The 22,319-nt window shown below is 42.7% G+C and carries 16 protein-coding genes and 1 other annotated feature; of the genes, 15 read left to right on the forward strand and 1 reads right to left on the reverse strand.

Features of this window, described 5'->3' with window-relative positions:
- The first annotated feature begins 723 nt into the window (after positions 1-723).
- The 11 genes from DW650_RS10920 to DW650_RS10970 all read left to right on the forward strand — a co-directional run bounded on the left by DW650_RS10920 (position 724) and on the right by DW650_RS10970 (position 13,994).
- Entirely contained in the window at positions 724-1,698 is a 975-nt protein-coding gene (locus DW650_RS10920) for a substrate-binding domain-containing protein (RefSeq protein ID WP_173885353.1), read from the forward strand.
- A 91-nt stretch (positions 1,699-1,789) separates the two neighbouring features.
- Positions 1,790-2,902: a phosphate/phosphite/phosphonate ABC transporter substrate-binding protein gene (locus DW650_RS10925; RefSeq protein WP_118209915.1), complete on the forward strand. Its 1,113-nt coding sequence runs from the start codon at positions 1,790-1,792 to the stop codon at positions 2,900-2,902.
- A gap of 187 nt (positions 2,903-3,089) precedes the next feature.
- Positions 3,090-3,851 (forward strand): phosphonate ABC transporter ATP-binding protein, encoded by a 762-nt coding sequence (gene phnC / locus DW650_RS10930; protein WP_006855404.1) that lies wholly within the window; start codon positions 3,090-3,092, stop codon positions 3,849-3,851.
- The gene (gene phnE, locus DW650_RS10935) at positions 3,851-4,672 is read left to right on the forward strand and encodes a phosphonate ABC transporter, permease protein PhnE (RefSeq protein WP_118209916.1); all 822 of its coding nucleotides are present in this window, start codon (positions 3,851-3,853) and stop codon (positions 4,670-4,672) included. Before phnC ends, phnE (DW650_RS10935) begins: the two co-directional genes overlap by 1 nt.
- A 14-nt stretch (positions 4,673-4,686) precedes the next feature.
- Complete coding sequence (gene phnE / locus DW650_RS10940; protein WP_117921623.1) at positions 4,687-5,496, forward strand: phosphonate ABC transporter, permease protein PhnE; 810 nt, start codon at positions 4,687-4,689, stop codon at positions 5,494-5,496.
- 88 nt (positions 5,497-5,584) lie between these two features.
- Positions 5,585-7,072 carry a bifunctional metallophosphatase/5'-nucleotidase gene (locus tag DW650_RS10945; protein ID WP_118209917.1) on the forward strand — a complete coding sequence of 496 codons (1,488 nt, stop codon included), beginning with the start codon at positions 5,585-5,587 and terminating at the stop codon, positions 7,070-7,072.
- Between the two features lie 49 nt (positions 7,073-7,121).
- Positions 7,122-7,330 (forward strand) — a binding site (T-box leader).
- Positions 7,331-7,384: 54 nt separating this feature from the next.
- Positions 7,385-9,160, forward strand: coding sequence for a threonine--tRNA ligase (gene thrS, locus DW650_RS10950; protein WP_117921627.1), 1,776 nt, complete (start codon positions 7,385-7,387; stop codon positions 9,158-9,160).
- 187 nt (positions 9,161-9,347) lie between these two features.
- Complete coding sequence (locus tag DW650_RS10955) at positions 9,348-10,748, forward strand: methyl-accepting chemotaxis protein (protein ID WP_243006874.1); 1,401 nt, start codon at positions 9,348-9,350, stop codon at positions 10,746-10,748.
- Between the two features lie 137 nt (positions 10,749-10,885).
- Positions 10,886-12,859 carry a bifunctional metallophosphatase/5'-nucleotidase gene (locus DW650_RS10960; RefSeq protein WP_118209918.1) on the forward strand — a complete coding sequence of 658 codons (1,974 nt, stop codon included), beginning with the start codon at positions 10,886-10,888 and terminating at the stop codon, positions 12,857-12,859.
- A gap of 13 nt (positions 12,860-12,872) precedes the next feature.
- On the forward strand, positions 12,873-13,664 hold the full coding sequence (locus DW650_RS10965) for a hypothetical protein (protein WP_243006875.1): 792 nt from the start codon (positions 12,873-12,875) through the stop codon (positions 13,662-13,664).
- A 12-nt stretch (positions 13,665-13,676) separates the two neighbouring features.
- Positions 13,677-13,994: a hypothetical protein gene (locus DW650_RS10970; RefSeq protein WP_117921633.1), complete on the forward strand. Its 318-nt coding sequence runs from the start codon at positions 13,677-13,679 to the stop codon at positions 13,992-13,994.
- A 19-nt stretch (positions 13,995-14,013) separates the two neighbouring features.
- On the opposite strand, the gene DW650_RS10975 is transcribed toward DW650_RS10970, so the two are convergent.
- Positions 14,014-15,081: an LCP family protein gene (locus DW650_RS10975; RefSeq protein WP_118209919.1), complete on the reverse strand. Its 1,068-nt coding sequence runs from the start codon at positions 15,079-15,081 to the stop codon at positions 14,014-14,016.
- A gap of 423 nt (positions 15,082-15,504) precedes the next feature.
- Between DW650_RS10975 and DW650_RS10980 the strand changes: the two genes are divergently transcribed.
- From DW650_RS10980 to DW650_RS10995, 4 genes are all read left to right on the forward strand, one after another.
- On the forward strand, positions 15,505-16,197 hold the full coding sequence (locus tag DW650_RS10980; protein ID WP_117921636.1) for a response regulator transcription factor: 693 nt from the start codon (positions 15,505-15,507) through the stop codon (positions 16,195-16,197).
- A 63-nt stretch (positions 16,198-16,260) separates the two neighbouring features.
- Positions 16,261-18,291, forward strand: coding sequence for a sensor histidine kinase (locus DW650_RS10985; RefSeq protein WP_117921638.1), 2,031 nt, complete (start codon positions 16,261-16,263; stop codon positions 18,289-18,291).
- A gap of 132 nt (positions 18,292-18,423) precedes the next feature.
- A complete protein-coding gene (locus tag DW650_RS10990) occupies positions 18,424-20,727 on the forward strand; it encodes a hydratase (RefSeq protein WP_117921639.1) in 2,304 nt (767 codons plus the stop codon).
- A 121-nt stretch (positions 20,728-20,848) separates the two neighbouring features.
- Entirely contained in the window at positions 20,849-22,234 is a 1,386-nt protein-coding gene (locus DW650_RS10995; protein ID WP_118209920.1) for an AI-2E family transporter, read from the forward strand.
- The last annotated feature ends 85 nt before the right edge of the window (positions 22,235-22,319 follow it).

Raw genomic sequence — 22,319 nt, forward strand, 5'->3', positions numbered from 1 at the left:
ATAATTCATGTAATACAATGTAGTAGATGGAAATTCTGGGAAGTCATTAGGCTGAATATTAATGATACAGCACATTAGGATTTTAAGCATATTTCCATTCGTGCAAACGTCAAAAATTCACACCCGCGCCCCCGATTTTGAGATGAACCGCCCGCCCCAATGGTGTTCATAACCTGGAGGCTGGCATCTTGCGCAAAGTCGAAGCTAATTTTGTGACTTTGGGAGAAAATTAGAAAATCTTAGTGTGTCTGTAGGTATACAGTGATGTTCTGCCACGGATGGCAGAACAAGGCAGCATCGAGTCATGGATGACTCGTTGTTGCCGTTCCCGTCACTCCGAAAAAATCTAACTCAGACACACTCAGACTTTTCTTATTTTCGTACAACGGAACCAAAATTAACTCCGGCTTTGCGCAAGATGCCACTCACAAGCCTATGACACACCATTTGAATGGGCGACTCATGTCACCAACAAACCATCATTTGTAGGGCAGCTCGAAAAATTGCAGCCAGGATTTTAACACAGCATCAGCAAAAGGGAAAAACAGGTTCAGATTCCAGTAAAAGGGAGAATATTTATCAGCAGAATTAATAATTTTTATTAACGTACCTGATAAATATTCTCTCTTTTGTATAAACTGGGTAAAATTTTAGTAAAACTTTACTAAAGCTATTGAAATCTGTAAAATCGTGAAATATAATGCAGAAGAAAGGCGTGATTATATGGCAACAATCAAAGAGATTGCTAAGCTGGCACATGTGTCAGCTGCGACGGTGTCGAGAGTGTTGAATCAGGATGAGACATTATCTGTGACACCTGAGGTAAAAAACCAAATAATTAAGATCGCTCATGAGTTGAAATATGTCCCGCCTAAGATGCGTCATGCCAAACGAGACAGACAGATCGTCATCGGAGTTGCGGACTGGCATATCGTAAGAAGAGACAGGCCGGATGTGAGTATTACTTCGGCGGATAATTTATCCGGAAGTTTTGCACAGAAAGCAGATATTGTATTTTTACGTCTGGTTTACGGAGAGGTAAAGCAGGTGGACGGTATCATTGCATTTGGTTTATTCTCGGAAGTGGAAGTTGATTTTTTACGATCACTAAGCACGGAGATCCTGTTTGTTAATTCAGATAAAAAGGATTATGAGTTTGATCAGATCCTCATGGATTACGAGCAGGGATTAAGCGATATGGTGCATTATCTGATGGACGAGAAGGAGTATCGCAGCATTGGTTATATTGGCGGTATATATGAAGATGATATGGTGCGTATCGGAGCACGTCGTCTGAATGGATTAAAGCAGATCCTTCAGAAAAAAGGCTGTTATCAGGAAGGCTATTTTAAGGTCGGAGAGATCAGTCATGAGAGTGGATATTTGCTCACGAAGGAAATGCTTCTGACAGATGAAGTGCCGGAAGTTCTTATTCTGGGAAATGATGAGGTCGCAGAGGGAGCATTAGAAGCGGTCAAAGAATTAAAATACCGGATTCCAAAAGATATTGCGGTGGTGATTTACCGTGATATTGAGACACTTTCGACGAAATATCCGACGTATACAAGTCTTCGCATGCTGCCTGATATTGTATGGACGACTGCCATAAAGCTTCTTTTAGAGCGGATTTTAGATGGCAGAAAAGATACGATGAAGGTGTATCTGCCAACAAAGCTCGAACTCGGAGACAGTGCCTGATCATTGGCCGGACAATTCCTGAAAGAGCAACAACAAAAGTGTGCACGCCTGCATGGAAATGGATGCAGGAGAGAGAGGAGAACATTTCATTATGAAGAAAAAAATTGCTATGTTACTTGCAGCAGCATTATGCATGGGTACATTTGCAGGATGTGGAAACAGCGCATCAAATGATAGCAGCGCAGCAGACAATAATACGACAGATAATACAGTAGCTGCAACAGAGGGTTCTGACGTGGCAGCTTCTGCTGACAACGTAAAGATTGATACGTTAAACGTATACTTTGTTCCATCCAGAGATCCGGACGAGATCGTAACTGCAACAGAACCGCTTGCAAATTTAATGCAGACAGAGTTAGCAGGTTTAGGATATGATATCGGAGAGGTTAAGATCACTGTTGGTACAACTTTTGAGGCAGTAGGTGAGGCTCTTGCAGCAGGAACCGCTGATGTAGGATTTATCCCGGGCGGTACCTATGTACTTTATGATGATGGAGCAGATGTGATCTTAACAGCAACCAGAGATGGTTTAAATAAAGACTCTGACAATCCTGCAGACTGGAATGATGGACAGCCTACAGAAGGCATTGACAAACAGGCAGTTTCTTACCGTGCATTATTTATCGCAGGTCCTTCTGATAAAGGACAGGAACTTGCTGATAAAGTAAACTCCGGCGAAGAACTTACATGGGATGATTTAAACAGTGCAAACTGGAGTGTTATGTCATCTTCCTCACCGGCAGGTTATATTTACCCGGCTTTATGGGTACAGGACAGATACCAGAAAGGTATTACAGATCTTTCTTCTGCAGTACAGTCTGATTCCTACGCAAGTGCATTTGCAAGACTTGCTTCCGGACAGATCGACGTACTTGTAACTTATGCAGATGCAAGACGTGACTATGAAGAAAGCTGGACAAGTGAATTTGGTCGTACAAAATCTATCTGGGAAGAGACAAATGTTATCGGTGTAACAGATCCGATCTACAATGATACAGTTTGTGTCAGCAAGACATCTCCGATCATGGATGACGGCTTAAAATCAGCAATCCAGACAGCACTCATCAATATCGGTAACACAGAGGAAGGTAAGGCAGTTATCTCTATCTACAGCCACAACGGATATGAGCCGGCACAGTCTTCTGATTATGATAAAGAGAGAGAAGCACAGAAACTGATCCAGGAATTAAGTGCAGCAAACTAATCGTTACTGGAACGTTTGACAGGGAGTGGACAGTAACAACGAAATAATAACAGGCAGTATGACGGGCAGCAGGAGGGCTGCTGCAGAGCCGGGAAACCGGCTTTGCGGCAGCCTTTCAATGAGTATACACCTATAAAAAACACACACCATAAAAACAGCAGGTGAAAGAAAGGTTTGGTTTAAATTTATGATCGAGTTTAAGGACGTATCGAAGGTATATCCGAACGGGGTAGTGGGACTGGACAATGTCAATTTAAAGATCGAACAGGGTGAATTTGTAGCGATCATCGGTCTTTCCGGTGCAGGAAAGTCCACGTTACTGCGGACGATCAACCGTATGCATGACATCACATCAGGAACTCTGACGGTGGATGGATTAGAGGTTAAGAACTTAAAAGGAAAAGAGCTTCGTACTTTCCGCAGAAAGATTGGAATGATCTTCCAGTCATTTAATCTTGTCACACGAACAACAGTAATCCGTAACGTATTGATGGCAAAAGTGCCGGAGATGCCTTTCTGGAGAGTTCTGCTTGGTGTGTTTAAAAAGGAAGACAAAATGCAGGCACTTGAGAGTCTGGATAAAGTCGGTATTCTGGATAAAGCATATATCCGTGCAGACCAGCTTTCCGGTGGGCAGCAGCAGCGTGTTGCTTTAGCGCGTACACTTGCGCAGAATCCGGAGATCATCTTAGCAGATGAGCCGGTTGCAGCACTTGACCCGGTAACGGCAAAACAGGTTATGAGTGATTTCAGAAAAATTAATCAGGATATGAATATTTCTATCCTTATCAATATTCATCATGTGGAATTAGCACTTGAATATGCAGACCGCATCATTGGAATCCGCGCCGGAAAGATCGTCTATGACGGTCCTTCCGAAAATGTGACACAGGACGTATTGAACACAATTTACGAAGGAAAGATTCCGGAGAAAACGGAGGAAGCGTAATGGGATTATACGATAAAATATTTAAACCGAAGAAACTTGTGCTTGCAAACGGCAAAGTTGTGGAAGAAAAATGCTCCCGTGCACCGCTTATCATTCTTCTGGTTCTGATCGCAACATGGATCTCCGTAAAGGTTACTGGTTTTTCCATGACAACGCTTGTGACGAGAATCCGGTATTTCTTTGATATTTTAGGACAGATGTTTCCACCGAAGGTTGGTTATATTTCAAGCATCTGGGGACCACTTTTTGATACGATCAAAATGTCACTGCTCGGCTCTTTTGTGGGTGGTGTGCTTGCGATTCCTTTTGCGATTTTAGCGTCCAGCAACCTGATCAAAAATAAAGTTGTGATTGGTGTGGTCCGTGTATTTTTAAGTATCGTGCGTACGATCCCGACGCTGGTTGCCGCTCTTATCGCAACATATATCTGGGGACTTGGTACGATGGCAGGTACCTTTGCAATCGCAGTATTTACCTTTGCTTATGTTGGAAAACAGTTATACGAGATGATCGAGACGGTCGATATGGGGGCATATGAGGCGATGGAAGCCATGGGTGCAGGAAAGGCGTACTCCTTTATTTCTGCGATCATGCCGCAGGTACTGCCGGCATACATGTCTGTATGTTTATTCTGTTTCGAGGGAAATGTGCGTTACGCAGCAATCCTGGGATATGTTGGAGCAGGCGGACTTGGACTGATCTTAAATGAAAAGATCGGATGGCGCGAATATGACAGTGTAGGAATGATTCTGATCGTTCTCTTTGGCACCGTTCTTATTATTGAAGCGATCAGCCATTATATCAGAAAGAAATTAACGTAGGAGGAACCGGCAAAATGAATGAATCAATCAAAAAAATGTACGAGCAGGAGCCAAAGACCTGGTACGCAAAGATTATTGTGGCTTTGATTGTTGCAGCGCTTCTTGCATGGTCACTTTCTACGGTTCAGTCTACCGGATCAAACGGAAGCGGACTTTCCGTCGCAGGAAAGATCATCAGCGGAATTTTCCACCCGGATACGAATTTACTGTTTGACCTCTCCACATCCGGTGTTGCTTATCTGTTACTGGAAACCATGTGTATCGCATTCTTAGGAACGATCGTCGGTGCAGTATTATCCATTCCGCTTTCTTTCCTTGCGGCAGCAAATCTGATGCCGAAGCCGGTTGCACTGATCTTCCGTGTATTTATTATGGCAATCCGTACGATTCCGGCATTTGTATACGGACTTATGTTTATCCGTGTGACAGGACCTGGACCATTTGCCGGACTGCTTACCATGTCACTTTGTTCGATCGGTATGATCAGTAAAATGTTTATCGAGAGCATTGAGGATCTGGATACTAAGATCCTGGAATCCTTAGATGCAGCAGGATGTACGATGTTCCAGAAGATCCGTTACGGTATCTTATCCCAGTTGTTCCCAGATTTTATGTCTACTTTGATCTATCGTTTTGACATGAACTTGAGAGATGCAACAGTACTTGGTCTGGTTGGTGCCGGTGGTATCGGTGCACCACTTATCTTTGCGATGAGTGCATACAAATGGAATCAGGTAGGAGCAATTCTTGCCGGACTGATCGTACTGATCTTAATTATTGAAGTTATCTCATCAAAGATTCGTACAAAATTAGCAAGGGGTTAGTAGTGCGAAAAATCCATATATGAAAGATTTTACGCACACAAATTTGAGTCGCATACTCAAATTTGCAGGTTATTGAAAGGGATAAAACATGCAGCAGAAAAAGTTAAAAATTTATTTTACCTCAGATGTGCACGGATATTTTTATCCGACGACTTATGGGGATATGGATGTAAAACCGGTAGGACTTTTTGGCTGTGCGGCAGATTTTAACAAGGATGATGAGACACTCATCATAGATGGCGGAGATATTTTACAAGGCTCCGCCTTTGCTTATTACTGCCGTCAGGTTGCAAACTCTCCGGAAGTGATCGCAGATATTATGAACGACTGCGGATACGATTATTATACACTTGGCAATCATGACTTTAATTACGGATTAGATTATCAGGCGGCATATCGCAATAGAAATAACGGTGTATGTGTGTGCCAGAATATCATGGATGAGGAAGGAAACACCCTGTTTCCATGGAAACTTCATACGATGAAAAACGGATTGCGCATCGGTATCACTGGTATTGTAACGGATTATGTAAACATCTGGGAAAAAGAAGAAAACATAAAAGGAATCCATATTACAGATCCTTTTGAGGCAGCGAAGAGGGCACTTGCCCAGATGAAAGAGCAGACAGATCTTACGATCTGCATCTATCACGGAGGTTTTGAGTGTGATTTAGAAAGCGGAGCGGTGCTTTCTAAGACGACTGAAAATGTGGGTTACAGGATCTGTAAGGAACTGGATTTTGATATCTTACTGACCGGACATCAGCATATGTCTGTGCCTGGAAGAGAGCTGTTTGGAACTTATACAGTACAGCCATGTGATAATGCAAAAGAATATCAGTATCTGGCGGTCACCGTGACAGAGGATAAAAAGAGCATCAGGTCCGAATTGCGGCAGTCAGATCCCACAAAGGGGGCTGGGCTTGCAGATAAATACCGTTCTACGGAAAATTCCGTGCAGGCATGGCTTAATCAGCCAATTGGTCATTTGAGCCGTGCAATCATGCCGGAAGAAAAGGTAAAAATGGCATTGTATGGCTCACCGATCGCCGACTTTTTAAACCGTATCCAGCTTCATTTTTCGGGAGCAATGTTATCGTCCGTCGGTCTGGCAAATGAAATCGCAGGTTTCCGCAGTGAAGTGAGCACACGCGATATCATAGCCACTTATCCATATCCGAATACACTTGTGGTCTGTGAGATCACGGGTGCACAGCTAAAGACAGTAATGGAGCGCAGTGCAGAATACTTTGCATATGATAACGAAGGAAATGTCTGTGTTTCCGACAGCTTCCTGGTTCCAAAGGTGGAACATTATAATTATGACTATTATATGGGTGTGGATTTTGAAATCAATCCAAAAAACCCGGTCGGAAGCAGGATCGTGGGGCTTTCAAGAGACGGAAAGCCGGTTTTAGATGAAGATAAATTTACATTATGCCTGAATAATTACCGTTACAGCGGTGCTGGTGGATATGATGTTTACACAGAATGTCTGCTGGTCAAAGAAATCAATGTGGAGATGGTGGAATTGATCATGGATTATTTCCACGAATATCCATATATTGAGGTGTGATGTACGAAAGAATAAACTTGACAGAATGCATTCTATGAAATAAAATCAAAGAAACGCATTGAAGAGAAGAGTACTGATCGGAAATTTTAAAGAGAGAGATACATTTTGGTGTGAGTATCTTAAAATGGAACTTCAGGAAGACCATCTCTGAGCGGCCCTAATCCGGTCCGGTGATTCCGTTATCATCAAAATGAGTGATTTTCCACATGGAGATAAACGGGGTGGAACCGCGGATAAAAATGTTTATTCGTCCCTTATACAGATAAGTTGTCTGTATAAGGGACTTTTTAGTTTAGGAAAAGGAGATTAATCATGGTAGATTTTAAAGAAGACGAGAGACTGAATACGCTCAACCATTCCTGTGCACATGTGATGGCACAGGCAGTAAAACACTTATATCCGAACGCAAAGTTCTGGGTAGGACCTGTTGTAAAAGAAGGATTTTATTATGATATCGATCTTGGCGATACTGCTGTCAATGATGATGTGATCGCAGCGATCGAAAAAGAGATGAAAAAAGTCTGCAAAGAAGGTAAAAAGATTTACAGACGTGAGATCTCAAAAGCAGAAGCGTTAGAGCTTTTTAAAGATGATGAGTACAAACTTGACCTGATCGATGGTTTAGAGGATGGAAATATTTCCGTATACGATCAGGGCGATTTCACGGATCTCTGCCGTGGACCGCATGTTGACAATACCAAATTATGTAAAAACTTTAAACTGATCAAATATTCCGGTGTTTACTGGAAAGGTGATGCAAATAACCATGTAATGCAGCGTATCTACGGTGTATGTTTCCCGACTGCAGAAGAGTTAGAGGAGCATTTAAAACTCTTAGAGGAAGCAAAAGACCGTGATCACAGAAAGATCGGTAAAGAGATGCACCTGTTTATGTCTGACGATCTGGTTGGACGCGGACTTCCGATGTTTCTTCCAAAAGGATACACGGTATGGCAGGAACTTGAAAATTATATCAAAGCGAAAGAGCGCAAACTTGGTTATCTTCACGTTATGACACCTTGTGTTGGTACCGTAAATCTTTATAAAACTTCCGGTCACTGGGATCACTACAAAGAGAATATGTTCCCGGCAATGGAAATGGAGGGTGAATCTTTTGTACTCCGTCCGATGAACTGCCCGCATCACATGATGATCTATGCGAATAGAATGCATTCCTATAAAGATCTGCCGATCCGTATCGGTGAGATCGCACATGACTTCCGTTTTGAGGCAAGTGGAACCTTAAAAGGTATCGAGAGAGGAAGACATTTCTGTCAGAATGATGCCCATCTGTTTGTAACACCGGAGCAGATCGAATCTGAGTTTGCAAAAGTAGTAGAACTGATCTTTGATACTTACAAAGATTTCAATATCACAGATTACCGCTGTGTACTCTCCTTAAGAGATCCGGAAGATAAAGTAAAATATCATGATGACGATGAGATGTGGAACAACGCAGAGAATGCACTCCGTAAAGTACTTGACGATATCGGTATCGAGTATACAGAAGAGATCGGCGAGGCTGCTTTCTACGGACCAAAACTTGATGTTAATGTAAAACCGGCGATCGGTAATGAGTATACACTTTCAACCTGCCAGTTAGACTTCTGTCTGCCGGCAAAATTCAACCTGTCTTATATTGACAGCGACGGAACCAAGAAAACACCGGTTGTTTTACACAGAGCGATTTTAGGTTCTCTCGATCGTTTCATGGCATACATTTTAGAGGAAACAAAAGGCAACCTGCCGTTATGGTTAGCTCCGGTTCAGGCTAAGATCCTTCCGGTCAAGAATGAGGATGAAGAACTTAACGCATATTCTCATGACTTATATAAGTATCTGGATGACAACGGAATCCGTGTTGAGATCGATGAGAGAAATGAGAAACTCGGCTACCGTATCCGTGAAGCACAGATGGAGAAAGTGCCGTATCTGTTAGTACTTGGTAAGAACGAAGCAGCTGACGGAACCGTAAGCTACAGACTGCATGGAGAGCAGAATTCCACCACAGTTTCCAAGGAAGATTTCCTTGCACTGTTAAAAGAGGATATCCGCACAAAGAAGATCAATCCTGCAGCATTAAAATAAACAGAAATATGAAAATGCGGTGTGTCCGGTAGGATGTGCCGCATTTTTTCAGTCAGACAGGAAACAAAAACCTGATAAATAAATTGTCAAAGATGTATATTGTAATCAAAATTAAATGATAGTAGAATGGTATTAATATAAAATCGTTTATGAGAATAAATCAGAAAGAACAAAGGAGGATATTGATGTGACCCTAAGTGGAAAAGTATCATTAAAGGTAAAAATGACGATTCTGATTATTGAGATTTTAATAATCGGATTATATGGAGTAGTTGTCGGAGCAAAAAATATGGGTACTATCCGTAATGATGCGATCACCAGCATGGAAGAATATGTAAGTGAGGAACACCCGGAATATTCCCAGGAAGAAATACAACAGGAACTGCAGCCGATATTGCAGAAAATGCAGCAGGAAAAGAAAGCAAAACAGGATCAGTTTTTCTATTTTATGGTTATTATGTGCATACTCACGGATATATGGGTACTGTATCTTACATTCGACATTACATCAGGCGTCAAAAGATCTGCGCTGTTTGCCGAAAAAATGGGACAGGGCGATTTTACGCAGCGTGTGGATGAAAAATACCTGAAACGTGAAGATGAGATCGGTATTCTTGCACGCAGCATCCGTGACATTCATCACAATATGAGACATCTGATCGGCTATGTACAGCGCGAAGCGGATACATTGGATGAAACGGTTGGAACAGCAGAGGCGGCACTGGCAAAACTTGCGGACGAGATTGACAGTGTATCTGGTATCACGCAGGAACTTGCAGCCGGAAATCAGGAGACCGCAGCAGCTGCACAGGAAGTGAATACGATGTCCGGAGAGATTGAGGAAGCTGCAAAAGGAATTGCAGAGCATGCACAGGAGGGAAACGGAAAAGTTGACGAGATCCATACCAGAGCGGCTGATACGAAACAAAAGATCAGTGCAAGCCGTGCAAATATCAGGAAAGTGCATGGGGAAATCAATGACAGCTTATCGGAAGCACTTGAAAATGCAAAAGTCGTGGAGCAGATCGGTGTTCTTGCGGAGTCCATCATGGGAATCACTTCTCAGACAAATCTGCTGGCTTTGAATGCATCAATTGAAGCCGCAAGAGCCGGAGAGGCGGGAAAAGGATTTGCAGTTGTTGCAGATGAGATCCGTAATCTTGCGGAGCAGTCGGCGAGCACGGTCGGGAATATCCAGGAAGTGACAGAGCGTGTCCAGACAGCAGTTGCAAGACTGACCACAGATGCAAAACGTCTGTTAGAGTTTGTGGGAGGAGACGTCACGGAGAGTTTTGATGATTTTGAAAAAATGGCAGATGATTATAATGAAGATGCAAACTATGTTGAAGAACTTGTAACGGATTTCAGCGCGGCATCCGAACAGCTTTTAGCTTCGGTCAGCGGAGTGGTTGCAAACATTCAGGAGGTAACGAAAGCTGCAAATGATGGTGCGGCAAGTACCGGAAGCATTGCAGAGCGTGTTACCAATGTTGACAGACAGGCAGAAGATATGCGTGAACTGATGAAACAGACGCAGGAGGCATCTTTGATGCTGCGGAAGGACACAAAGAAATTTACGGTTGCATAGACAGGATCAATCTGTTGTAAAAAATATTTTGGATAAAGTAAAAATTAGGACTGCACCACCATTTACTAATTTTAAAAGTTCAAGTAAAATATAAGTAAAAAAAGCAAAATTATGCTTTGTAAGACAGGGAGACTTATATGTTACGGGAAAAGATCAAAAATTGGAAAATGGGACTGGCTGCAGTCCTTGTTTTTGTCCTGGTTTTGGGAATGATGGGGATGTCCGGCAGTGTGAAGGCGGCAGACCAGACGGACTCTAAAATGATTGATATCATGTTTGTGCATGATACACATTCCCATCTGAACAGCTTTTCAACGGTAGTGGACGAAAAACAGGAAATGATCGGCGGGTTTGCAAGGATCAAGACGCTGATCGATGAACAAAAGGAAAAAAATCCGGATACATTAGTAGTGGATGGTGGAGATTTTTCCATGGGAACGCTGGTGCAGACCGTTTTTGAGACACAGGCGGCAGAGATTCGGATGTTAGGGGCACTGGGCTGCGAGGCGACAACACTTGGCAACCATGAATTTGATTATCGTTCAAAGGGACTTGCTAAGATGCTTGAAACCGCGGCGGAAAGCGGAGATACCGTGCCGGAACTTCTTGTCTGTAATATCAACTGGGATGCCATGGAACAGCAGGGACTCTCAGAAGGACAGCAGCAGATCCGTGATGCATTTACGGAATACGGTACGAAAGATTATGTGATGGTGCAAAAGGGCGATGTCCGGGTGGCGCTGCTTGGCGTATTCGGAAAAGATGCTCTGGCATGTGCACCGACCTGTGAACTGCAGTTTACGGATCCGGTGGAAGCAGTAAAAAAGACCGTAGCTGAAATTAAGAAAAACGAAGATGCGGATATTATCGTCTGTCTTTCCCATAGTGGAACTTCAGAGGATGAGTCAAAGTCAGAGGATGAAATTCTTGCAAAAAAAGTGCCGGATCTGGATGTGATCATCAGTGGACATACGCATACAAAACTGGAGGAGCCGATTGTACATGGGGATACCTATATCGTTTCCGCAGGGGAATATGGCAAGTACTTAGGTTCCTTATCGCTGGAACAAAAGGATGATGGGCGATGGAGCATGAAAGAATATCAACTTACTCCGATCGAGACAGATATTGCGGAGGATGCTGCAACACAGGAAGAAATCAATTCTTTTATGGCGACGGTGGATACCGATTATCTGGCACAGTTTGGGTTTACGAGAGAACAGGTACTTGCGGAAAATGATGTAGCATTTGACAGCCTGGAGGATCTCTACAACATCCATACCGAGCATAATCTGGGGGATCTCATCGCAGATGCCTATGCTTATGCGGTCACAAACAGTACGGATTATAATGGTACTCCCGTGGATGTGGCGATCGCGCCGAGTGGAACGATCCGTGATACCTATACAAAAGGAAACATTACGGTGGAGGATGTGTTTAATTCGTTTTCACTTGGAATCGGTGCGGACGGTGTGCCGGGGTATCCGCTGATCGAAGCATATCTGACAGGAAAAGAGTTAAAAACTGTGGCAGAAATCGACGCATCCGTGTCGGATCTGATGACATCTGCACGTTTGTATATGTACGGTTTGCAGTTTACTTACAACCCGCATCGTATGATCTTAAACCGTGTTACCGATGTGTATCTGCTGGATGCAGATGGCAATCGCAGGGAGTTAGAAGATGATAAAATGTATCGCGTGGTGGCGGATCTTTACAGTGGGCAGATGCTGTCTGCGGTGACGAAAACATCGTATGGACTGTTGTCTGTTGTGCCGAAAAAGGCAGATGGAACACCGATTGAAAATTTTGAGGATGTGATTTTGACAGATAATGGCGGGGAATTAAAGGCATGGACGGCGATCGCACATTATATGGAGTCGTTTCCGGATGAAAATGGAGATGGAATTGCGGATATTCCACAATATTATGCCGGATTGCATGAAAGAAAAGTGGTAGATGATTCGTCTGATCTCATAAAATTAATAAAAAATCCGAATAAATATGCCGTCATGATCGCAGGAATCGTATTGATCGCTATTTTACTGGTTGTTTTGCTGATACGGTTAGTGTTAAAATTAGTAAAATATCGAACAGGAAAAAGTTTATAGGTTATTGAAAGGCATGGTTATTAACATGAGTGCGCAGGACAGAACAGAAGAAATTTTAAGACAGATGCATATACTGCTTGCAGGCAGTGAGTCTTATGACGGTATTGGCAGTAAAATTATCCTTGATAAAAAAAGAATGTTAGAACTGCTTGCTGAGTTAAATAAGGCTATCTATGCCATGATGGATGAGTACGAACTGACGACACAGGGGAAAGACCGTGCCAGACGCGAGGCAGCGAAGATTGGGGAAGATATCTTAAAAGATGCCAGTGGAAAAGCAGAGGATGTGTATGCTGCGTCCGTTATGTATACAAATGAGGCATTGCGTCATGTGCAGGAGATCATGCAGAGGGCGACAGATGCCATGCAGGAGATTTATAAGGATGCCAATGAAAAGCTCCAGAAAGAAAAAGATATTGTAAGGCGTGATCAGTCAGATCTGAAAGGGCATCTGCAGAATCTTGCCGATACGGATAAATATTTAAATTTGATTGAGGATCGCAACCGTGAGATTGAGAAGGAAAGAGCGAAAGAAAAGGGTGAGATGGAGCCATCCCCTTATACTGCGGTCAAACCGGAGATCAGAATCAATCAGGAGTATTTTGAAAAAGCGGGAATTGTGCCGGAAAATGAACAGGTGGAAGAAATTCCGGAAGATACCCGGGAGGAAAGTACTCCGAAAGCGGAAGTAAATGTAAATGTCAATCTGGATGCTGAGTATTTTCACTGGAAAGAGGGCGAAGAACATTCCGGTGAAAAGAAGCCGGAAAAACATTCTTTTTTTTCAAGACATCATAAAGATTAAAAGGAGAACGTGATGTTAGAAAAGCAGGAGAAAAAAGAATCTCACAAAAAATGGGAAAATCTATATGTTTTTACGGGACGGAAAAGTGACCTGACAACGATGATTTCCATTGCAGTCATAAATCCGATGATCCTGTATGTTTTTATCGGGTATGTGGCAGGTAAAAAGATCAGCCTGTCAGCGTTGTTTCTTATTATTGACGGAGTATTGTTTTTACAATGGGGACTGCTGGTAAAAAGACGCAAAAGAAAGCTGGAGATGCCAATACAGGGAGAGGCAGAACGAATGGATGCCATCAGGAAAAAAATAGATGAACTGGATAATGACTGACAAACAGAGGGAGACAGCCTTAATGGCCGTCTCCCTGTTTATATCCTGTATTGGAAATGATCTGCTGACTGTTAGAAAGCACGGTTGCAGATGGTGTGTAATTGTTATCATCAAATAAGAACTGATGTAATTGTGTGACGTTAGAGGCAAGATCACATGGAATAACAACATCACCGATCTTATCGTATTTGTGTGTTGTTTTTTCATATGGAAAACCGGTTGTATCGCCAATGTTATAACTGAAAATTTTTGCAGCAAGGGCAAGCAGATCCGTGTTAGAAAAACTTGTCTGAATATCTCCGAAAGCTGCGTTGATCAGTTTGTTGAGTGTCAGAATATTGGATTTCTGGGCTTTTTGCATCATTGCAGTTAAAACGGTACGCTGACGTTCTGTTCTGCGGTAGTCATCACCGCCACCATAACGGATTCTTGCGTAGGCACATGCCTGTACACCATCTAAGGTGTAAGTTCCACCGGAAGCCGGTGGGGTGGAATTGTGGCCGGTCAGCTCATTTAACTCTCTCATATAACCGGTCATCAGGCTTGCCTCATCGTCTGTGATCGTGATATCCACACCGCCTAAAAGGTCGACACATTCGATGATCGCATTAAAATCGACAGTTACATAATCTGTGATTGCAAGGTCAAGATTTGTATTCAGCATGGAGAGTGCCTGTTCCGGGCCGCCTTTTGCGTATGCTGCATTACATTTCTGATAAGTACCGCTGCCAGTATCTAAATAAGAATCGCGGTAGACGGATACCAGATTGATCGTATGCTGTTTTGTATCAATGTTCGCTAACATGATGACATCGCTGTTTCCCTTGGAGAGACTGCCATTGGAACGATTGTCAAGTCCGAAGAGAGCGATCGTTTTGTAATGAGCCATCGATTCTTTTGTCTCATCGGAGAGGTCATCATTGATGGAGACATCGTTCATGTCTAACTTATTTTTTTCAATTTTAGATAATTTGGTTGTGATAAAAAGGGCAATGGCGAGGAGCAGAATGATCACAAACTCCAGAATAAGGAGCATGATCTTTTTCTGCTTCCTGCTTTTGTCTGCAGTGTGCACATTTTTTTTCATAAGAATCCTCCATTCCTGCGCTGTCTTTTTAATAAAAACAACGTTTTTATTTGCATATCAAGTTTGTGCGTAAGCACAAATCTTGCGTGTGAAAAATGTATTTTTTATACTATCCTCCATTTTGTGTAAAACTCTTTGTATTTACAGGAAGGATGTGGAAAAGTCACGGACTTCCTGTCTATACCAGTGTGGGTACGAAAGATATCATAAGGCGGTTGTACTTTTGATGCAATAAAGTATTTCTTAAATTTGAGGTAAATTTCTTAAATTAAATTAAGAAATGTGGGAAATACTGCATATGCAGCAGCAATTTAAAGGAATATTAAGAAATCCGCTCTATAACAATTTAAACTTTCCTGTTAAAATAAATGTAAAATCTGGTGTAATACTTAAAGTAAGACACAAAAAGAAGCGGAGGTTCTTATGCAGACAATTTTAGTGTGTGATGATGATAAGGAAATCGTAGAGGCGATCGAGATATATTTACAGCAGGAAGGATACCATATTTTAAAGGCGTATGACGGTGAGGAAGCATTGGAAATCTTAAAAGAGAATGAGGTTCATCTTCTGATCATGGATGTGATGATGCCGCGTCTTGACGGAATCCGTGCAACTTTAAAGATACGTGAGGAAAGCAGTATCCCGATCATTATTTTATCCGCAAAAACGGAGGATGCAGATAAGATTTTAGGTCTTAATATAGGTGCAGATGATTATGTGGAGAAACCGTTTAATCCTCTCGAACTGGTAGCAAGGGTCAAATCGCAGTTAAGACGTTATACCCAGCTTGGAAATGCGGCAGAAAACAGCGCATCTGTGTATACAGTGGGAGGATTGTCGATCAATGATGACTTAAAAGAAGTTACGGTGGATGGCGAAGTTGTAAAACTCACACCGATCGAGTATAACATTCTTCTGCTTTTAGTCAAAAATCAGGGAAAGGTATTTTCTATTAACCAGATTTATGAGAGCATCTGGAATGAGGATGCGATCGGGGCAGATAATACGGTTGCAGTGCATATCCGGCATATTCGTGAAAAAATCGAGATCAACCCAAAGGAGCCGCGTTATTTAAAGGTTGTGTGGGGTGTTGGATATAAGATTGAAAAGAACTGATTCTGGGGAGATTCCGTGCGCTGGTATATAGAATAAGACCCTGCACGGAGATGGAGACTTCATATGGAAAAAAAATCATACACATATGGCAGTAAGTTAGCAGGCATGATCCTGCATCTGTTTTTTACGGTAATCCTCACGATCGCCGTATATCTTCTGGCATCGTTGATCAGTAAAAATATTCTGCAGGTAACGGATATCGGAACAGATGATTTTTTTAATTCCGGATACTATACAAAATGTATGGAGCAGAAATGCAGTGAACTGACCGATTACCTTCATCTGTTACAAAAAGGTGATAAGCGGAGTGCGGAGGACGATAAGCGTTATCTGCAGTATACAAATGAGTTTAAGCGTGAAGACACCAATTTCTGTTACTGGTATAAACAGAATGGGGTGTGGTATACCAACCAGCCGGATTCAGTGGAAGGTCAGGAGTTTGATACACAGACCGTTCTCATGGAGGCAAAGACCATGGGAGATTATCTGCTCTATGATATGGAGAAAAAGGAATTTGGCACCGATATCCGCGGCATGGAAAATTATTTTTTTGGCAGTTACAACAATCAGATGTATCTGCCGCTTGAAAATGTGGTGCTTGTGATCGGGGTGGATACGGATCTGACGGCAAAAGATGATCTGTATGATGCCGAGGTGGAATATGTAAGACTGCATCCGTGGATCAAAGTCAGTATCGTTGCGGCATTGGTCAGTCTGATGGGATGGGTGTTAAGTCTTGTATATCTGACACTTGCGACCGGACACAGGGATGGAGAAGAAGGAGTTCATCTTAATTTTATCGACCGGATAAAAACGGAGATCGTGACCGCCGTTTTTATTGCAGCAACCAGTGAACTTATTATGCTTTTGTCCCATGTAAATAATAAAACATGGAATGTATCAGGACTTCTTGTTGCATCGGGAACGGTCAGTCTGTTAATTGATGTTCTGTTTCTTATTTTTTACCTGAGTATGGTACGCCGGATGAAGGCGGAAGTGATGTGGGAAAACAGTCTTGCATGCTGGCTTGTAAGGGGAATGGATAAGTTCTTTGAGAAGAGGACGGTAACGGTACGTGTGCTTGTTGTCTTTGCAGTTCACATGATCGTCTGTTTTGTGCTTGCCATGGGAGCATTTTATTACCACCAGGTGATCTGTCTGGTGCTGCTTCTGATCTTCAGCGGAATGGAGGCATATGCGCTGCTTCGGTCTGCGGTTGAGCATTATCAGGTGTATGAGGGCGTGGAGAAAATTACAGAAGGTGTGTTAAGCAATAAGATTGACACAGAAGGGCTGCATGGAGAAGATAAAAAACTTGCAGAGGCGATCAACAATATCGGCAGCGGTCTTTTACATGCGGTGGATGACAGTACGAAAAACGAGCGTATGAAAGCAGATCTGATCACGAATGTTTCACATGATATTAAAACACCGTTAACCTCCATTATTAATTATGTTAACCTGATTAAACTTGAACAGATTGATAATGAGCGAGTGAATGGCTATATCAGGATCTTAGATGCCAAGTCACAGCGATTAAAGCAGCTTACCGAAGATCTGGTCGAGACATCACGTATTACGTCCGGAAATGTCAAACTGGATATGCAAAAGATAGATCTGGTGGAACTCATTTATCAGACCGCAGGTGAATTTAACGAAAAATTTGAGGCAAAAGAGCTGACGATCGTTACAAAACTTCCGAAAACGGAAGTAATGATCCGTGCGGACGGCAGACAGCTGTACCGTGTGATCGAAAACCTTTATAATAATGTTGCAAAATATGCATTGGAAAAAACCAGAGTTTATGTGGATGTGCATGTGCTTGAGGAAAAAGTGACATTTTCCATTAAAAATGTATCGGAGCGTTCACTTGCACTGGAAAACAGCAATGCGGGAGATCTGACAGAGCGTTTTATCCGTGGGGATGCTTCAAGGACAACGGAAGGAAGCGGACTTGGACTTTCCATTGCAAAAAGCCTGACACAGCTTATGGGAGGAATTTTTTTTATCGGCGTGGACGGGGATCTGTTCAAGGCATCGATCACGTTCCCGCTTTACAGAGAAACACAACAGGAAAATGATATAGATGAATAAGATAGCTGCCGCCAGACAGCAATCTGTACTTTCAAATGCTTTCGGTTTAACGTGTAAAAGTACTTGATTTTTATTCATGCTGTCTATATAATTCAAGATAATAGAAAAATGGGCAAAAGAATGGAGGAAACCATGAAATTATACGATAGAGGTGTATATCTCGTAAATGGAAATGAACTGGTGCAGGATGGTGCAAATGCCATTGAAGAGGTCAGAAAAAAGACCGGTGCAGCAGTGACAAAAGAACAGGCAGCAGAAAATACGATTGCTTATGGCATCTTAAAAAATCATAATACATCCGGCAATATGGACAAACTTCAGATCAAGTTTGACAAACTGACATCCCATGATATCACATTTGTCGGAATTATCCAGACAGCAAGGGCATCAGGATTAGAGAAGTTCCCAATCCCATATGTACTGACTAACTGTCATAACAGTCTCTGTGCAGTCGGAGGAACGATCAACGAAGATGACCACATGTTTGGTTTAACCTGTGCAAAGAAATACGGCGGAGTTTATGTACCACCTCATCAGGCAGTTATCCATCAGTTTGCACGAGAGATGCTCGCTGCGGGGGGGGCTATGATCCTTGGTTCTGACTCCCACACACGTTATGGTGCACTCGGTACCATGGCAGTCGGGGAAGGTGGACCGGAGCTTGTAAAACAGCTTTTAAATAAGACTTATGATATCGACATGCCGGGTGTGATCGGTGTTTATCTGACAGGAACACCGGCAAAAGGTGTCGGACCGCAGGATATTGCACTTGCCATTATCGGAGAAGTGTTTGACAAGGGGTATGTAAAGAATAAAGTCATGGAGTTCGTCGGACCTGGTGTTGCAAACTTAAGCGTCGATTTCAGAATCGGTGTGGATGTTATGACCACAGAGACAACCTGTCTTTCCTCCATCTGGCAGACAGATGACAAAGTAAAAGAATTTTATGCGATCCACGGCAGACCACAGGATTACAAAGAGTTAAATCCGGGCAGCGTGGCATATTATGACGGAATGATCGAGATCGATCTTTCAAAGATCAAACCAATGATCGCAATGCCGTTCCATCCAAGCAACACTTACACGATCGAAGAGTTAAATGCCAACCTGATGGATATCTTAGATGACTGTGAGAAACGTGCAGAGGTAAGTTTTGATGGTGCGGTCAAACTTGACTTAAAGAGCAAAGTAAGAGATGGAAAACTGTATGTAGACCAGGGTATCATAGCAGGCTGCGCAGGCGGTGGATTTGAAAATATCTGTGATGCCGCAGACATCTTAAAAGGCGCAAGCATCGGACCGGATGAGTTTACTTTAAGTGTATACCCGGCAAGTACACCGATCTACATGGAATTAGTAAAGAATGGTGCAGTTGCATCCCTGATGGAGACAGGTGCGATCGTTAAGACTGCATTCTGCGGACCGTGTTTTGGTGCTGGTGATACACCGGCAAACAATGCATTTTCCATCCGCCACTCTACCAGAAACTTCCCGAACCGTGAAGGTTCCAAGGTACAGAAAGGACAGGTTGCTTCCGTCGCACTGATGGATGCACGTTCTATTGCAGCAACAGCCGCAAATAAAGGATTTTTGACAGCTGCAACAGACGTTGATGTGAACTTCACCAAACCGAAGTATTTCTTTGATAAAAATATTTATGCAAACCGTGTCTTTGACAGCAAGGGTGTAGCCGATCCTTCCGTTGAGATCCAGTTTGGACCAAACATCAAAGACTGGCCGGCAATGAGTGCATTACCGGAAAATATAGTATTAAAGGTTGTATCCGAGATCCACGATCCGGTAACGACTACCGATGAGCTGATCCCATCCGGAGAGACATCTTCCTTCCGTTCTAACCCGCTTGGACTTGCAGAGTTTGCACTTTCCAGAAAAGATCCACAGTATGTTGGCCGTGCAAAAGAGATCCAGAAAGCGCAGAAAGCGTTAGAAGCCGGAAACTGTCCGTTAGAGGCAGTAGAAGAGTTAAAACCGGTTATGGATGTCATCGATAAAGTGTTCCCGGAAACAAAATTTGAGGATAACCATTCCAATGGTGAGATCGGTTTTGGAAGTACGATCTTTGCAGTAAAACCGGGCGATGGTTCTGCACGTGAGCAGGCTGCTTCCTGCCAGAAAGTACTTGGCGGCTGGGCAAACATTGCAAATGAGTATGCAACGAAACGTTACCGCTCGAACCTGATCAACTGGGGTATGCTTCCATTCATTATTCCGGAAGGCGGGCTGCCGTTTAAGAATCTTGATTATTTATATATTCCAAATATCCGTAAGGCGGTTGAGGACAAGCAGTCTGAGATTACGGCATATGTGATCAAAGATGGAAAAGCAGAAGAATTTAAACTTGGACTTGGTGCGATGACCGATGATGAGAGAGAAATCATCTTAAAGGGTTGTCTGATCAATTATTACAGAGGGTAAAACCGCAGACTGATATTTTGGGGCATCGGCGCATGAGCACCGGTGTCCCTTTTTGCAAAATCCGGTAATTAATAAAAATTTCAGCAAAATCTGATTGCGTTACCTGTCTGCGAAGGTTATAATGAAAATATTAGATAAGACGGAGGATGGCAATTTGGATGAACAGGAAAAGATAAAAAAAACATCTCAGGAAACAGAATGGGAATTAAAACCACAGTATGTCATCATCGCACTAGTCGTATTTGTGACTTTCTGCTGTTGCATACTGTTTTTCTTTATGATCTACCGTTACAATGGATTCACAGACTTCTGGAAGAAGCTGTCTTTGATCTTACAGCCGATCATTATCGGTGTAGTGATCGCATATCTGTTAAATCCAATCATGAAATTTTTAGAGGGACACCTGTTTAAGTTTTTAGAGCCGCGGATGAAAAGCAAACGTAAAGCGAAAAAGACGTCACGGGGAATTGCAATTACCGGATCGCTGGTATTTTTAGTGGGAATCTGTGTGCTTTTGGTGGCGGCGATTGTTCCATCTATTTCTGAGAGTATCCAGAGCATGATCACATCGTTTCCACAGGAAGCAAAGGATCTGACGAAATGGGTAGACGAGGTGACAAACGGTGATACGGAATTTGCGTCCATGATACAGCAGGGCGTGGACAAAATAACGGATACGGTTGAGACCTTTTTTGAAGATGATATTTTTTCAAAGGTACAGACCTATCTTACATCGATCACAAGCGGTGTCATCTATGGAGTCAAGTTTGTTTTAAATGTGATCATCGGTCTGATCATTTCAGTTTATGTGATGGCGGACCAGGAACATTTTGCCGGACAGGCAAAAAAGATCGTATATGCACTGTTTAAACCGGTGCGTGCTAATGTCATTGTTGATACTGTCCGTAAGAGTAATGAGATTTTCAGCGGCTTTATCAGTGGTAAAATTTTAGATTCGGCGATCATTGGTGTGCTTGCCTATATCGTGCTTGCAATCATGAAGATGCCGGATACGGTGTTAGTCGCCGTGATCATTGGTGTTACCAATGTTATACCGTTTTTCGGTCCGTTTATCGGTGCGGTGCCGTCCTTTATCATTATTGTGCTGCAGAATCCGATACAGGGATTATATTTCCTGATCTTTATCGTTGTTTTACAGCAGATCGACGGAAATATCATTGGACCGAAGATCCTTGGAAGTTCTACCGGATTATCGGCATTCTGGGTTGTGTTTGCAATTCTGGTATTTGGCGGATTATGGGGATTCCCGGGAATGTTGCTCGGAGTGCCGCTTATGGCAGTAATTTATTATATTGCACAGAAAACAGTGTCTTATTTATTGAAAAAACGCGGACTTACAGCAGATACATCGGCATATGTATATCTGACAAAAGTTGACAGGGAGAGCAACCAGCCGGTTTATGATAAGAATCCGACCAAAAAAGAGCTGAAAAAGCATCGCGAAAAGCATATAGAAGAGAGTAAAAAAGAAGAAAAAGATCAATGACAGAAAAGAGGGGGAGCAGACTGCAAACCCCCTTTTTTTGCGTGTATCATAGCATTTTTTCTTAGATTAATTTTTGACATCTATA

It is taken from the genome of Roseburia sp. AM23-20 (assembly GCF_003470905.1).
GTDB lineage: Bacteria > Bacillota > Clostridia > Lachnospirales > Lachnospiraceae > Roseburia > Roseburia rectibacter.